This is a genomic window from Glaciecola sp. G7-5 (assembly GCF_055808975.1).
In genome coordinates this window covers 4,129,748-4,143,212 of the sequence record NZ_CM147892.1, presented here as the reverse complement: position 1 = coordinate 4,143,212, position 13,465 = coordinate 4,129,748, and the positions used below count along the sequence as shown (strand labels likewise).

General features: G+C 40.4%; 14 protein-coding genes, 1 tRNA gene, 1 other RNA gene, 1 pseudogene and 1 riboswitch. Of the genes and pseudogenes, 15 read left to right on the top strand and 2 right to left on the bottom strand.

The window, feature by feature from the left end:
• The first annotated feature begins 70 nt into the window (after positions 1-70).
• Positions 71-167: signal recognition particle sRNA small type (gene ffs, locus AC0L6H_RS18310), an RNA gene on the top strand.
• Between the two features lie 27 nt (positions 168-194).
• Here ffs and AC0L6H_RS18305 read toward each other — a convergent pair.
• Positions 195-443, bottom strand: a pseudogene (locus tag AC0L6H_RS18305) (late competence development ComFB family protein); the annotation flags it as partial.
• A gap of 470 nt (positions 444-913) precedes the next feature.
• Between AC0L6H_RS18305 and AC0L6H_RS18300 the strand changes: the two are divergent.
• Genes AC0L6H_RS18300 through AC0L6H_RS18275 form a run of 6 tightly spaced genes read left to right on the top strand, consistent with a single transcriptional unit; the run spans position 914 to position 5,874 of the window.
• Positions 914-1,678 (top strand): DUF3450 domain-containing protein, encoded by a 765-nt coding sequence (locus AC0L6H_RS18300; protein ID WP_473390679.1) that lies wholly within the window; start codon positions 914-916, stop codon positions 1,676-1,678.
• A 5-nt stretch (positions 1,679-1,683) separates the two neighbouring features.
• Positions 1,684-3,042: a MotA/TolQ/ExbB proton channel family protein gene (locus AC0L6H_RS18295; RefSeq protein ID WP_473390677.1), complete on the top strand. Its 1,359-nt coding sequence runs from the start codon at positions 1,684-1,686 to the stop codon at positions 3,040-3,042.
• A 1-nt stretch (position 3,043) separates the two neighbouring features.
• A complete protein-coding gene (locus AC0L6H_RS18290; protein ID WP_473390676.1) occupies positions 3,044-3,568 on the top strand; it encodes a MotA/TolQ/ExbB proton channel family protein in 525 nt (174 codons plus the stop codon).
• Between the two features lie 11 nt (positions 3,569-3,579).
• Positions 3,580-3,981, top strand: coding sequence for an ExbD/TolR family protein (locus tag AC0L6H_RS18285; protein WP_473390675.1), 402 nt, complete (start codon positions 3,580-3,582; stop codon positions 3,979-3,981).
• Positions 3,981-4,595, top strand: coding sequence for an energy transducer TonB (locus AC0L6H_RS18280; protein WP_473390673.1), 615 nt, complete (start codon positions 3,981-3,983; stop codon positions 4,593-4,595). The genes AC0L6H_RS18285 and AC0L6H_RS18280 overlap by 1 nt, the downstream gene beginning before the upstream one ends.
• A gap of 1 nt (position 4,596) precedes the next feature.
• Positions 4,597-5,874, top strand: a complete 1,278-nt coding sequence (locus AC0L6H_RS18275; RefSeq protein ID WP_473390672.1) for a tetratricopeptide repeat protein — start codon at positions 4,597-4,599, stop codon at positions 5,872-5,874.
• Positions 5,875-5,932: 58 nt separating this feature from the next.
• Here the strand turns inward: AC0L6H_RS18275 and AC0L6H_RS18270 are convergent, their stop codons facing one another.
• A complete protein-coding gene (locus tag AC0L6H_RS18270; RefSeq protein WP_473390671.1) occupies positions 5,933-8,188 on the bottom strand; it encodes a tRNA(Met) cytidine acetyltransferase TmcA domain-containing protein in 2,256 nt (751 codons plus the stop codon).
• 308 nt (positions 8,189-8,496) lie between these two features.
• Positions 8,497-8,598: riboswitch (TPP riboswitch) on the top strand.
• 52 nt (positions 8,599-8,650) lie between these two features.
• Here AC0L6H_RS18270 and AC0L6H_RS18265 point away from each other — a divergent pair.
• The 8 genes from AC0L6H_RS18265 (at position 8,651) to AC0L6H_RS18230 (ending at position 13,407) form a co-directional block, all read left to right on the top strand.
• On the top strand, positions 8,651-10,789 hold the full coding sequence (locus AC0L6H_RS18265) for a TonB-dependent receptor (RefSeq protein ID WP_473390669.1): 2,139 nt from the start codon (positions 8,651-8,653) through the stop codon (positions 10,787-10,789).
• Positions 10,790-10,791: 2 nt separating this feature from the next.
• Positions 10,792-11,046 carry a YkoF family thiamine/hydroxymethylpyrimidine-binding protein gene (locus AC0L6H_RS18260; protein WP_473390668.1) on the top strand — a complete coding sequence of 85 codons (255 nt, stop codon included), beginning with the start codon at positions 10,792-10,794 and terminating at the stop codon, positions 11,044-11,046.
• A 3-nt stretch (positions 11,047-11,049) separates the two neighbouring features.
• Positions 11,050-11,652: a nicotinamide riboside transporter PnuC gene (gene pnuC / locus AC0L6H_RS18255; protein ID WP_473390667.1), complete on the top strand. Its 603-nt coding sequence runs from the start codon at positions 11,050-11,052 to the stop codon at positions 11,650-11,652.
• Entirely contained in the window at positions 11,649-12,182 is a 534-nt protein-coding gene (locus tag AC0L6H_RS18250; protein WP_473390665.1) for a protein kinase family protein, read from the top strand. Before pnuC ends, AC0L6H_RS18250 begins: the two co-directional genes overlap by 4 nt.
• The gene (locus tag AC0L6H_RS18245; protein ID WP_473390664.1) at positions 12,104-12,490 is read left to right on the top strand and encodes a phosphotransferase family protein; all 387 of its coding nucleotides are present in this window, start codon (positions 12,104-12,106) and stop codon (positions 12,488-12,490) included. The genes AC0L6H_RS18250 and AC0L6H_RS18245 overlap by 79 nt, the downstream gene beginning before the upstream one ends.
• A 46-nt stretch (positions 12,491-12,536) precedes the next feature.
• Positions 12,537-12,613: transfer RNA gene (locus AC0L6H_RS18240), tRNA-Trp, on the top strand.
• Positions 12,614-12,653: 40 nt separating this feature from the next.
• Positions 12,654-12,950, top strand: a complete 297-nt coding sequence (locus tag AC0L6H_RS18235) for a hypothetical protein (RefSeq protein ID WP_473390663.1) — start codon at positions 12,654-12,656, stop codon at positions 12,948-12,950.
• A gap of 127 nt (positions 12,951-13,077) precedes the next feature.
• Positions 13,078-13,407 (top strand): GNAT family N-acetyltransferase, encoded by a 330-nt coding sequence (locus AC0L6H_RS18230; RefSeq protein ID WP_473390662.1) that lies wholly within the window; start codon positions 13,078-13,080, stop codon positions 13,405-13,407.
• The last annotated feature ends 58 nt before the right edge of the window (positions 13,408-13,465 follow it).

The following is a 13,465-nucleotide window of genomic DNA, read 5'->3' as shown; positions in this document are numbered from 1 at the left end:
TTGCATAACAACAATGATCTCGGCATAATGCGCATCGCTTGGCGAAGATGCTGAGCATACCTATGGTAAACTCTGGTCCTCTCGCAATGATAACTTGGGAACCCGGTCAGGCCCGGAAGGGAGCAGCCGTACTAAGGGACTCATGTGCCGGGATGTGGCTGGAGTTTGCCACCATCAACAACAACCTTAAGCCCATCGAGATATTCGACTCCAGCTTGAATGGCGTTTAGCACATTCATTCGCATTTGTTGTCGTTCAGAATTGGGTAAATAAAATGCCATGTCTACTTCATAGCGAATATAGCGCGGACTCAATTGATTTAGTGCGAGGCATGTTAAGTCAGCCAAGTAATTATTGTCTTTTATTTTTTCAAGCCCTAGTTCTGTAATGTGTTCAAGCACCAAATGTTCGTAATAATTATGAATATCAGCATCTAGTTTCATGTACATCCCGTTTTTATCCCATCCATAAACGTTTTTATCGGCATATTCAAAATATTTTTTAACTTCTATTGTTACATATTTGTAGGTATTACAAGCAATAAAGCGCGTTTTACTAGGCCCAATTGTAAATTCTAGAGATTATTACTATGAGTGCTATTTTAGGGGGCTTGTACTGCAAATTGCTTTTTATCTGGTCTGATTTGTCTTTTAAAGCCTTGTTATAACAGTCGTTTGTGGTGAATTATGTTAATGAAATATTACTGATTATTAAATTTGCTAAAAAATCAAGGCAATTTTCATGACTATTTTTTCATTTTAGCGCATCGAGATTCTTGACATTTATGTAACATCCTGTGAGTATTTATGAGCGTGCCCGACTTTGGTCAGGGCACATTTATCAATAACTATAAACCTATTAGGTCACCTAGTGACTTTAACTACAGATTTTAATGGTTGGGAATATGTCCAAAATGAGCAAGAGAACTCAAATCGCGGCTTGCGTCGTAGGTGCATTAGCGCTTGCTTCGACAAGTATGACCTTTGCTGGTCCGCTAGAAGAAGTGCAAAAGGAAGAGCGTAAAATTCACGTGGCTGCTGCTAAGTCTCAAGAAAAGATCAATAGTCTTTTTGAGCAATCGCAAGAGTTGCTAGTGGATTATCGCGCTGTTATCGACCAAACCGAAAACTTAAAAATTTACAATGACTACCTTGCTCGCTTAGTTGCTGACCAGCAACGCGTCATTGATTCATTGCAACGCCAAATCGATTCGATCGAAGAAACTAAGCAAAATATTGTACCGCTTATGGGGCGCATGATTGACAGTCTAGAGAATTTCATCAATTTAGATGTGCCAATCAATAAAGAAGAACGCTTAGATCGCGTAGGGCGTTTACGTGACATCATGGGTAATTCAAGTGTAACGGTTTCTGAGCAATTCCGTCAGGTACTTGATGCCTATTCAATTGAGAACGAATATGGTAACCGTATTCAATCTTATGAAGGTAAAATCAATGTTGGCGGCCAAGACGTGTCGGTTGAATTCTTCAACTTAGGCAGAACAGCATTGCTAGCACTTACACTTGACCAACAAACTGCTTGGGTTTGGGATAATGAGAAACGTGCTTGGGAAGAATTAGGTGGCGAATATCTTGATTCTGTAATTCAAGCAACACGTATGGCTCAGGGCTTAGTACCTGAAGACCTTATCAAATTACCAATCAAAGCAGCGGAGTAAGGTTAATGAAAACAACAATAAAAGCATTTATTGCAACTGCTTCTTTAGCTTTGATGGCGAGTATGGCCAGTGCACAAGCTCCTGCAAGTTTGCAAGATCTACTAGAACAAGTTAAAAAAGACCGTGTATCTGAAGCACGTATTAATCAAGAACGTGAAGCTGAATTTATGAGCGAACGCGCTGATAAACAAGCTTTATTGCGTAACGCTCAAGGCCAACTTCGTGCTGAAGAGCAACGTGGAGATCGTTTACAGGCGAAGTTTGCTGAAAACGAACAAACCATCGTTTCAAAAGAAGAAGAATTAGACCAAGCCTCAGGTACATTAGGTGAAATGTTTGGTGTTGTTCGTCAGGCGTCTGCTGATGCTTACGGAACCATTTCTACTTCAATTGTAAGCGCTCAGTACCCTGGTCGTGAAGCGTTTCTGCAAGAAATGTCTCAAGACTCTAAAGGCCTTCCAAATATTCGTGAATTAGAAGAACTGTGGATTTCTTTACAGACTGAAATGACTGAATCAGGCCAAATTGCTAAGTTTAGCGCCGATGTAGTTGACCTTACGGGTGGTTCTACTACTCAAGAAGTACTGCGTATCGGTACGTTTAACTTGATTGGTGAACAAGGTTACTTGGTTTATGACGAAGAGACTAAAACCATCCGTCCTCTAGGTCGTCAACCAGAAGGCTTTCAGGTTGCCTCAACGCAGGATTTATTAGAAGCCGATTCAGGTTTCGTTGCGACTTTTGTCGATCCTTCTCGTGGCGCTATATTGAACTTGTTCAAACAAAAAGCAACTCTTGAAGAGCGTTATCACGCAGGTGGTATAGTTGGTTACATTATAACTGTAATGCTTATTATTGGTTTGTTAATTGGTTTGTTCAAAATCATTCAGCTAACTGCGGTTGGTGGAAAAATGAGAAGCCAATTAAACAATATCGACAATCCATCTAATACAAACCCATTAGGCCGTATTTTAACGGTATACAATGCAAACAAAAACGCCGATGTTGAAACCTTAGAACTCAAGCTTGATGAAGCAATCTTGAAAGAGTTACCAAGCGTAGAGTCTGGTATCAATATCATTAAAATATTTGCCGCAATAGCACCACTACTTGGTCTATTAGGTACAGTACTTGGTATGATCGCTACCTTCCAACAAATTACCTTGTTCGGTACAGGTGACCCTCGTATTATGGCGGGTTCTATCTCAATGGCACTTGTAACAACTGCTCAAGGGATTATCGCTGCATTACCTCTTATCCTAATGCACAGTGTTGTAGCCGGTCGCGCTAAGTCTATTGTTCACATTCTTGATGAGCAAACGGCTGGTGTAATTGCGTCTCACGCTGAGTCGGAGAAAGTATAATATGTTATTCCTAGTCGGATTATGGGAATCTGTCAGGGAATTCATCGCTACCGGTGGTGACGTGTTGTATTTCGTCGCCGGCGCGCTCTTTTTAATGTGGGTATTAATGGTAGAGCGTTATTGGTATTTGACGTCAGTTTTTCCAACAGTAAGAAAGAAAATTATTGCTGATTGGGATGCACGAACTGACACTACCTCTTGGTATGCGCATAGAATTCGTGACGCTTGGATTTCACAGGCCTCTGATGGATTAACAGCTAGATTGTTAATTCTCAGAACTTTAGTAGCTATGTGCCCTCTAATAGGGTTGTTAGGTACCGTTACGGGTATGATTGGTGTTTTTGAAACCATGTCTACTCAAGGTACTGGTAACCCTAGATTGATGGCAGCAGGTATATCGATGGCAACTATCCCTACAATGGCGGGAATGGTTGCTGCATTATCTGGTTTGTTTTTTAGTTCTCGCTTAGAAGCGAAAGCGAAAAACCTAAGAGACCAGCTAGTCGATAGCATGCCACATCATTAAACGAGGTTGTTATGGGACGTAAAGTTAGAGAAGAAGAAGAAGATGCAGCGATTGATATGACACCGATGCTCGATATCGTGTTTATCATGCTTATATTCTTTATTGTTACCACCGTTTTTGTGAAGCAAGCTGGTATTGAAGTAAATAAGCCAGAGGGGCTAACGGCACAAAAGTTTAAAAATGCAAACATCTTTATAGCAATAACTGAAGATGGAAATGTATGGATAGACCGCCGTGAAATTTCTCTTGAAGCAGTCAAGCCAAACATCGAAAAGCTTTTGTTAGAACAGCCAACTGATGCTGTTTACATACAAGCTGATGTTAAAGCTAAACATGGCGTGGTCATAAAAGTAATGGACCAAGTCAAGCAAGCTGGTGTTGATACAGTTGCGATAGCGGTTAGGGGGTCATAATGATTAGATTTATTGCTTCGATATTACTGGGCGGCGTGATTGCGTTTGCGCTGTTTGTTGTTATGGCAAAGTTAGTCGAAAATACAGGTACGCCCGGTAAGCCAGTTGAGCCGCCTCCTGTGATCGACATAATCATGTCTGAACCAGACGAAAACCTTACTACACGGGTTCGTAGACCACCACCTCCACCTCCGCCGCCTAAAGAGCCGCCAAAAGTAGAGATGGTTGAACCTGATGCAGCTGAGCCTGATGCTAACGGTTTCAGCTTAAACATACCTGGCGTTGATACAGGCAGTGTTGGTGTTAGTATCGGTGGTATTGGTGCCATGATGCGTGACGGTGATGCAACGCCGATCGTACGTATTGATCCAAAGTATCCGCCAGAAGCTGCTCGTGACGGTAAAGAAGGCTGGGTACAGCTATCGTTTACAATTAACGAAGTAGGCGGTGTGGAAGACGTAGAAGTCCTTGATGCCGATCCTAAGCGTATTTTCGATAGAGAAGCGAAACGTGCTTTGAGCAAGTGGAAGTACAGACCTAAAGTTGTTGATGGCGTAGCTCAAAGACAACCTGGTTTACAAGTTCGCTTAGATTTCACCCTTGGTGGAGGCTAATATGAAAAAATTGAATAAAATTTTGATTACAGCTGGTGCGGTTTTGGTTGGCTCTTATTCGAGTGTTTCATTCGCACAACAATCATTGCCGGTTGCGTGCCCTGGCTACGAGCAAGCTAAAACGCAACTACTAGGTGAGCGTGCAGGTAAAAAGCTTCAAAAAGCCTATGAAACCTACCTCAATGAAGAGTTAGAAGAAAAGTCGCGTGTTCAAGAAGCGATAACAATGTTGCGTGAGATAGAGGCAAAAGAGCCTTTTGATATTGCAACGGTTAATAAGTTCTTGGGACAACTGCTTGTTTCTGAAGATAACAAGGAAGAAGAAGCCTTAAGACGTCTAACTGAAGCCGTAGATTTAGGTGTTTTGAACGATAAGGATCAAGCTGACTTACTTAAGCTAGTTGCCGATTTTTCAATCCAGGAAGAACAGTACGAAAAAGCTATCAAGTACTATAATAAGTGGATGGATTTTACGTGTAAAGAAGACGGTGACGTCTACACACGTATGGCAAAAGCTTATACAGAAATGAAAGCTTACGATAAGGTGTTAACCATTGCGGATAAAGCAATTGCTACTTATCCTGAGCCTAATAAAAACCCTTATGCATTAAAAATTAATGCTTACCATGAAATGAAAAACTATGACGGCGCAGTTGCTGTAGCTGAAATTTTAGTTGAGTTGTTTCCTGGTGAAAAGAACTGGTGGTCTCAGTTAGGTTTCTTTTATATGCTTACAGAAGATTATGAAAAGGCGCTAGCCACATTTTCTCTTGCATATAAACAAGGATACTTGACCAAGAAGTCTGAGTTCAAGGCCTTAGTTCAGTTGTATGGCTCAAGTGATGTACCTTACAAGTCTGCGGTACTTCAAAGAAAGTATATTGATTCTGGTATGCTTGAGAGCGAAGCGACAGATTTAGCGAGTATGGCTAATTCATTACAACTAGCCCGCGAATATAAAGAAGCGGCCAAAGTTTATGGTCAAGCTGCTGTAAAAAGTGGTGATGCTGATTATTATCGTAAGCAAGGTGTACTGTTGCTAACTGCCGAAGATTATAAAGGTGCTATTACAGCACTTAATAAGTCCATTGAAAACGGCACAGATGATGAAGGTAAAGTTCATTTCTCGTTAATGGAGGCGAATTTTTATGTGGGTAATTACCGCAAGGCCTTCGAGCACGCTACAGAAGCTAGGAAGGATTCGACTATGCGTAGAAATGCGTCAGCATGGATACCTTACATAAAACAGAAAGCTGAAAATCGTGGAATAAAGATATAACTTCTTTATTTGCAAATACAAAAAACCGCCGTTATCGGCGGTTTTTTTTGTCTAATATTTAGGCTTCACCGTCTATTATTCGTTTGAGGAGCTTACGTATATTAAAGGAGAGTACTTGCTTTTTATGTTTGTGCTGGCCTTTCATCGTATATGCCATTAATTGATCATGTAGTTCTTGCTTAACACCATCTTTAGATTGTGATTTGGCATCATTTGTTAGTGAACATAATATTGGCAACACTTTTTCTATATCAATTGCCTCGTCTAGGTAATTTTGTAAGGCTAAATACAGATTAGCGTTTGATACTACTTCTGACTGACGAGGCATTAAGCTATTTTGCATAAATAATTGTGAGTATATTTCACTAAGGCGTTTATCATGCCTAAAAAGATACTGTTGTTCTATGGCCAACCTCAATTGCAGGTATGTGTTATCAATTTTTTTAGTGTCGTTTATTTGCTTTAGCATTAACACGCTAGCAGTGCCACTTGCGGTATCTATGCGGTGTCCATATTTCGCTAATACAAAACGATTTTTTTGCCAAAACTGATAGAGCGCTGGTGTATAACCAAAAGAAACACTCAGGTAGTCATAATTTTTGCTTTTGCCATGGGCCATACAAAAGGAAAGTAATTTACTTCCAAGCTCTTGCTTTCTGAATTCACTCAGTACAGCTATTCTATTTACTCTCAAATACCGCAAACAGCATGGAATTGTCGAATAAAGAAACAAGGAGAGTGCCTGAGGACTTAAATGCCCTTGTACGCGGCGTTTACCCATACTTACGTCTTGAGCAACAGGCTCAAGGGTTTTGCCACCTTCCGTAAAAAGAATCGCAACTGCAATAATGATACGACTACCTAATGGGCTTTTATTTTTTGTGCAGTGGTAAGAAATTGCGATTTCACACTCTTCAGCGTCCAGCGTGCGTACAATATCATTTGGGGTTGTTTGGTAATGAGCTTCGTTTAACAAAGCAAATACTTGTTGGTAAAGATGAACGTCAGAAATTAACTCTTTTTTGGTGACTATTTCATGTTGAATACTGCTTAAAGCACTGCGCTTAAGCTCACTAGTTTGCTTGAATGAGCCTACCGGTAAAAGGCCTAAAACGTGATTTAAACAGCCTTCGATATAATCCCCAGGCAACCACCTAAAGGCCTCGGTAAGTTGATAAACTTCGGTAGCGTAGTTTTGAGTTAAAAACGGCAGTAGTCGCTGAACAAAGCCTTTTCCACTCCCTTCATAACCATTGCTGGTGCCAGTAAGAACACAATGAGGAAAAAAAGCGCATATCTGCTTAAGTAGGGCAGGCGCAATTGAGGCAACTTCGTCAATCAATACTAGCGCGTTTTTAGGTGCCTGATTAATAATTTCATCAGGCGCATAATATTTTACAGTTATCGGACTGCTTACGTTTTCTTGCGCCTCAAGCGCACCGTCAATAACGTGAAAACTATCTAAAACCTTATAAAATGTATTTAGTTGCTGTTTGCTGAGTGAGCAAGCAACGAGTGTTATCGGCTTCGCTTCAGCTGATAAAGTGCTTAGCAACTTGTGCGCAATTGCAGCCAACAATGTTGATTTACCGCGGCCTCGTGCACCTAAGATAACATCAATACGCCTATTTTGTTTTAACGGTATGTTGTTGCTGCGAGATTCACCAAGGCGAGTAGTAATTTTTTCATATATTTCTAACTGCATTGAAGAAAGCGTCAGCGCAGGTTTCATGCTCTTAGTTTCTTGGCCTAACAATTCGCCTGCACAAAAAGTTGCGTGTTCGTTATTTTTTATTTCTCGATTAGCTACTGAACCTAAAGCTGCGTTAATTTCACTTGAGGGCAGTTCCATCACAACTTCATTAACGTAAGCCGCATTATATAGCTTGCTTAGTCGAACAAAAAACGGCGTGAAGTAGTCACTTCGTACTTCATTTCCGTAGTTATACTTTAGTGCTGAAGCTTGCCGATTAGATTCCTTATTCTGTGGCAATAAAATGACAACTAAACCCTTGTGGCTAACCATGCCAGCACCAGCGTATAAAGCGTTTAGGTTAAAGCCCGATAACGCGTCGAAAATAAGCGCTGATGATTGATGGCCTAAATAGTCTTGGTAGCGGCTGAGTTTAATCTTTTGCGTTTTGGCTATGTCTAAGGTATTCGTCATTAGCGATGTGCAATCAAAGTGCGCAATAATTGCTTCTAGAATCACTATACTTTGCGTTAAAGGTAAATCTAACAGCAAAAATTGGCGATGATGTAAGCCGCTACTTTTTGTGCTTAGCCATGTCTCAAACTCGTGTAGATTTAGCATTCAAGTGTCGTTTACTCTCGTTCAGTTTACGCTTTCGTTATTCATAGATTAGAGAAGTGCGTAATTACTACTTTTCGGTGATTAGCTAATGATAAACTAAAGTCGGCCTACAAGGTAATCTCAATGCAATACACTCTTTAATTCATTCATTGATATTGCCTATTATTATCGTTTTAACTCACAAAGCCCTCGCAAAAACTATAGATAATATCTTGATTATCGTTAAGTTCTTGCTATCCTATGCGCGCAAAGGTCGTTGTTGTAAAAACGTGTGACATTTAAGCACATTGTTCGTATTACGTCATTTTGCGTGAGCCAAGGGGTGCGTTTATTCGCTGAGATTCTAAATTGAAAACCCTTAGTTACCTGATCCGGTTAGTACCGGCGTAGGAATGGTCAACTAATTACCTTCTAAATGCCACGATTGCCGGTTCTTTTCGTTTTTTTTGAAGAGATCCAAACATGAATCAAAAACTTAAAAGTTCTACACTATCACCAATACCTAATTTCCCCGCTTTGTTTAAGCTCAGCTCGCTTTTCACAGCGATTATTGCTTGTAACCTTGCCAACGCACAAACTACTAATACCAACCCTAGTGAAGAAGAATTGCAATCTGTTGAGCGGATAGTAGTGACCGCGGACTTATCACAACGAGATTTGTCCCAACTGCCGGCAAGCGTCAATGTATTAAACCAAGCCTTAATTGAAGCGCGACAAGCGCGTCATCTGCAGGACTTGCTCGGTGTCATGCCAAACGTAAATTTTTCGAGCGGTGCATCGCGTGGTAAATTTATTCAAATTAGAGGAATAGGGGAGCGCTCGCAGTTTGCTGAGCCAGTAAACCCGTCTATTGGGATATTACTCGATGATATTGATATTTCGGGTATTGGCGGTTTAGCAACACTTTATGACTTAAGGCAAGTAGAGGTGTTGTCAGGGCCACAGTCCGTTTCCAGCGGTATTAATAGTATGGGTGGTATCGTTAAATTGGTTAGCAATACGCCAACCACAGATACCTATGCGAAGTTTGATGCTAGCTATGGTCAATACAATGAATCACAACTTGGCGCAACGGTCTCAGGCGCCCTTAGCGACAACATAAATGCGCGTTTTTCCGCACAAAAGGTGCAAAGTGACGGTTTTGTTCGCAATGACTTTTTAAACCGCGACAACACCAATGGAATCGACGAAACCACAGCAACATTAGTGACTAATATAAGTTTGAATGACAAAAGTGACTTAGCGGTCAATGTCTATAAATTTGATATAGACAATGGCTATGACGCTTTCTCGCTCGACAATACAGTGACGCTTTCGGACCAACCTGGCTTTGATAAGCTCGATGCTATTGCAGGAAGCGTAAAATACAGCTATCGATTAGATAAACATAAACTGCAATTGACAGCTTACTCATTGAGTGTCGATACAAAATACGGATTTGATGAAGATTGGACCTTTGTTGGCATTCACCCTGACGGATATTCATCTATTGATTTGTATGACCGTTCTATTAGCCGTGTGGGTGTCGATTTCAAATTTGCTAGTACAGTAAAGGCGGGTGAAAATAGTTACTTACTCGGGGCTAATATCACTCAGCACAGCGAAGATTTAGTTCGCCAAAATACCTATTTAACAGATGATTACCTACTTGACTATAAACCGACAAACCGTTCTGTTTTTGGTCAGTATGTGTTTGCTTTGAACGAAAAAACGAGATTGACAAGCGCTGCGCGAATTGAAAAATTCGAAGCGGATTTTGAGGATTACCAAGGACTCACGACTATTAACGATACATTGGTCGCTGCATCCTTAGCCTTAGACTATAAATTAGCAAATAATTTGTTGTTTGCTAGTGTTTCACGCGGCTACAAGGCGGGTGGTTTTAATATAGATGAGCGTCTTAGCGCAGATAACCGAATTTTTGACCCTGAATACAATGTAAATTATGAGCTTGGTATAAAAGGTGCGGCTTTTGATGATATCGCAAATCTCAACTTAACCTTTTTCTATATGGACCGAGACGATGCCCAAGTAGATGACTCAGTTCTATTCGCTATCGATGGTAGTGGGGCTTCTTCATTTGCTGATGCAAAAGGCAATGCTAATACTGGCATTAACAAAGGGATAGAGCTATCGGCTACTTGGGATCTACTCGAGAACTGGTACTTGCAAACAAACCTTGGTTATTTGGACGCCACTTTTGGCGGCTACACTAAACTAAATGGTGACTTTGTTGAAGTGCAACAACAAGCTCATGCGCCAAAATATACGGCTTACGCAAGTTCTACTTGGCAAATTTCGTCAAACCTTATATGGTTTTTTGACGTAGATATAAAGGACAAGTACAGATTGGGAGTGAATCACGACGTACGTTCCCCCTCCACGGTTGTATTGAATACTGAACTTAGCTGGCATTCACAAGGTGAGCACTTATATTCAGTAAAATTATGGGTCAAAAATATTACCGACGAACAAATCGTAACACGCGGTTTTGGGAGTTTCCCAAATGACCCTCGTGATGGCTACAGTACCTTTGGACCCTATTTTCAATTTGGTCAGGTACGACAGCTTGGTATAAGTTTTAGCTATGAATGGGAATAATCATGCAATTAGCCGTAGAAATATCACTATACCCTTTGCACCAAGACTATATTCCGTATATCAAAGATTTTATTGATAGTTTGAATACTAATCCAAATCTATTGGTTAGGACGAGTCACACATCGACCCTAGTTAGCGGTGAATACAGCTATTTAATGAATATTATGCAAATCGAGATGAAGGCGAGCTTTGAACAAGTAGGCCAAGCTGTGTTTGTGTGTAAATTTCTAAACGCTACTAATATGAACTTGGCTTAACGCTTGTCGATCTGGGAGCTTTTAGCAAACCAATGGCAACAGCAAAGTATTGGTGAAATATTTGCTGTTGCCTTTGCTATTGCTTATGTTTGGCTAGCTGCTGAAGAATCTATTTGGTGCTGGCCGGCAGGTTTCATAAGCACAGCCTTATATGCTTATGTTTATTGGGACGTTACCTTAATGTTTCAGATGCTGCTAAACGTATACTATATGGCGATGGCGGTTTACGGTTTTATTACGTGGGGCCGTTCAGGCAAGCAAAAAGTGTTTATCACTCGAATGCGCTGGTCAGAGCATATAATGACGATTTTAGTGGGGCTGAGCATAAGTACTTTGGTATATCTGTTCGCAAAACAATTTATTAATTACGACTTAGTTTTGTTGGATATTGGCATATCGGTGTTCTCCCTAATTACGACCTATTTAACAGTAATAAAAAAACTTGAAAACTGGTACTACTGGAGTTTCATAAATCTAAGTAGTGTTTTTCTCCTCTATGATAAAGCCTTATATTTAAGCATGCTGTTGATGTTTATTTATATTTGCCTTGCGGTAAGGGGTTTGTTTCATTGGTTTGATGTATATCGAAGCAGGAGGCAAACATGAACATTGCGGATTTAAAAAAATCAGCAGATGGAATGCTCATCCTCAATACCTTGAAACGCTATGAACTGCTTGAGATCGATGCCCCTAGTTTTGAGGTCAAACGAATTGCAAGTGGCGCTATAAATCGTAATTATAAAGTTTACGACGGACATAGTTCATTGTTATTTAAAGTGTTTAGTGAAAATCAATCTTTGCCAATCGACCGCCAACAAGTTTTTAAAATGCAAGAAGAATTAGCGATTCTAGGTTTAGCACCCACGCCCTTATTCTTAAGCGAAGATGCTAGCGCTTATTGCGAAGAATGGATTGAGGTGCCCACAAACGAAACATTGCTACAAGATCATCAAAGCCAGCTAAACAAAGCCGAATTGTTTGCTGAAATTCTTTACAACGTGCACAGCTCATTTATTTCAGCCCCCTTAATTGCTCTAGATGAACATTGGGCGATCTATTGGAAAAAATACACGTTAAGAATGCACGAATTAAGCAACAGTATCAGTCAGAAAAAGTACAATGGACAAGTTATTTAGACAAGTATCGAGATGACTTTGTACTTTGCCATAACGATTTACACATAGAGCATATTAGTTACCCACATGGCCCTGTTTTTGATTGGGAGTATGCGGGTTTGGGATGTCGATATTTTGATATCGCGAGCTGCTGTGCAATTAACCAATTAACCCACAATGAAATTATCGCGTTGTGTGAATGCTATGCACATTTAGCCAACAAAACAATGCAAGAAGTCTTCGATAAAGTACAAGAAACAAGCAGTTTAGTTAGTTTCACCTATGAACTCTGGTCTAGATCTATTGGTCTCGAGCAAGATATAAAATAAATCACTTTATTTATTTTCCGGGCTGGTTATAATGCGTGCCGAGCATAGGGGTGTAGTTCCAATTGGTAGAACAGCGGTCTCCAAAACCGATGGCTGGGGGTTCGAGTCCCTCCACCCCTGCCAATTTTTATTTGAAACTATCGCTTTAAGGGAAGTCAACATTATGCCTGAACCTTCTCTGACTAACTCGCCTCAGTTATCGCCCCAACAGCAAGCGCAGCTTCATGCACTTGGCATAAATCTATACGAAGCAGTCAAACAGATTGATTTAGCTGAGCAGTCTTGGTTAAACGACCTTTGTAATTTACTAAAAATTACAAACGATGCCTGTGTGTTTGACGAAAGTGTCCCAAGATTTGATGATGAAAATAAAATACTGCATCTGCCTGCAACAAGTTACGCCAATGAAGCTGCACTTAAAAAGTTAATCTGGCAGAATATTCGACCTTTTGTCAGCTAAGTGAATGACGACGCTTTCGTTTATGGCCGCGGCAGATATACCGAGTCTGCATCAAAGCGCCTACACAATTTTCTGTAGTCACCGTTCAACGCCTTGGAAGTTTGCAACCTTCCAAAAGGCTTTATGCATGCCCAATTCAATTATTGTGATGAGCAATGAAAAATGCCTTGCTTATGTTCTGGTATCAGAAGTACTGGGCGAATTTGAAATTGAAGATATTTGTGTAGACCAGGATCATCAAAGAGGGAAAATTGCCTTTAATTTGCTTGAATATGTCATCCAATCAGCAAGCAAAAAAGGCGGCGATCGCATTTTACTCGAAGTTGCACAAACTAATGAAAAAGCACAAGGTTTATACAAAAAGTGTGGTTTTGAACTTGTCTGTATCCGCAAAGATTATTACACCCTAGCTAATAACACCTTCGACGATGCTCTAGTGATGTGTAGACAACTGTAAGTTAGCGCATGTTCATGTTCACTGTAAAAACAAATAAGCCAAATTTAGCTAAGCAAAA

Excerpts from the sequence above, each read along its gene's own strand:
- AC0L6H_RS18265 (WP_473390669.1), top strand. The coding sequence starts at position 8,651 with ATGAATCAAAAACTTAAAAGTTCTACACTATCACCAATACCTAATTTC.
- AC0L6H_RS18285 (WP_473390675.1), top strand. The coding sequence starts at position 3,580 with ATGGGACGTAAAGTTAGAGAAGAAGAAGAAGATGCAGCGATTGATATG.
- AC0L6H_RS18250 (WP_473390665.1), top strand. The coding sequence starts at position 11,649 with ATGAACATTGCGGATTTAAAAAAATCAGCAGATGGAATGCTCATCCTC.
- AC0L6H_RS18295 (WP_473390677.1), top strand. The coding sequence starts at position 1,684 with ATGAAAACAACAATAAAAGCATTTATTGCAACTGCTTCTTTAGCTTTG.
- AC0L6H_RS18275 (WP_473390672.1), top strand. The coding sequence starts at position 4,597 with ATGAAAAAATTGAATAAAATTTTGATTACAGCTGGTGCGGTTTTGGTT.
- AC0L6H_RS18300 (WP_473390679.1), top strand. The coding sequence starts at position 914 with ATGAGCAAGAGAACTCAAATCGCGGCTTGCGTCGTAGGTGCATTAGCG.
- AC0L6H_RS18270 (WP_473390671.1), bottom strand. The coding sequence starts at position 8,188 with ATGCTAAATCTACACGAGTTTGAGACATGGCTAAGCACAAAAAGTAGC.
- AC0L6H_RS18280 (WP_473390673.1), top strand. The coding sequence starts at position 3,981 with ATGATTAGATTTATTGCTTCGATATTACTGGGCGGCGTGATTGCGTTT.
- AC0L6H_RS18230 (WP_473390662.1), top strand. The coding sequence starts at position 13,078 with ATGCCCAATTCAATTATTGTGATGAGCAATGAAAAATGCCTTGCTTAT.
- AC0L6H_RS18290 (WP_473390676.1), top strand. The coding sequence starts at position 3,044 with ATGTTATTCCTAGTCGGATTATGGGAATCTGTCAGGGAATTCATCGCT.
- AC0L6H_RS18235 (WP_473390663.1), top strand. The coding sequence starts at position 12,654 with ATGCCTGAACCTTCTCTGACTAACTCGCCTCAGTTATCGCCCCAACAG.
- AC0L6H_RS18260 (WP_473390668.1), top strand. The coding sequence starts at position 10,792 with ATGCAATTAGCCGTAGAAATATCACTATACCCTTTGCACCAAGACTAT.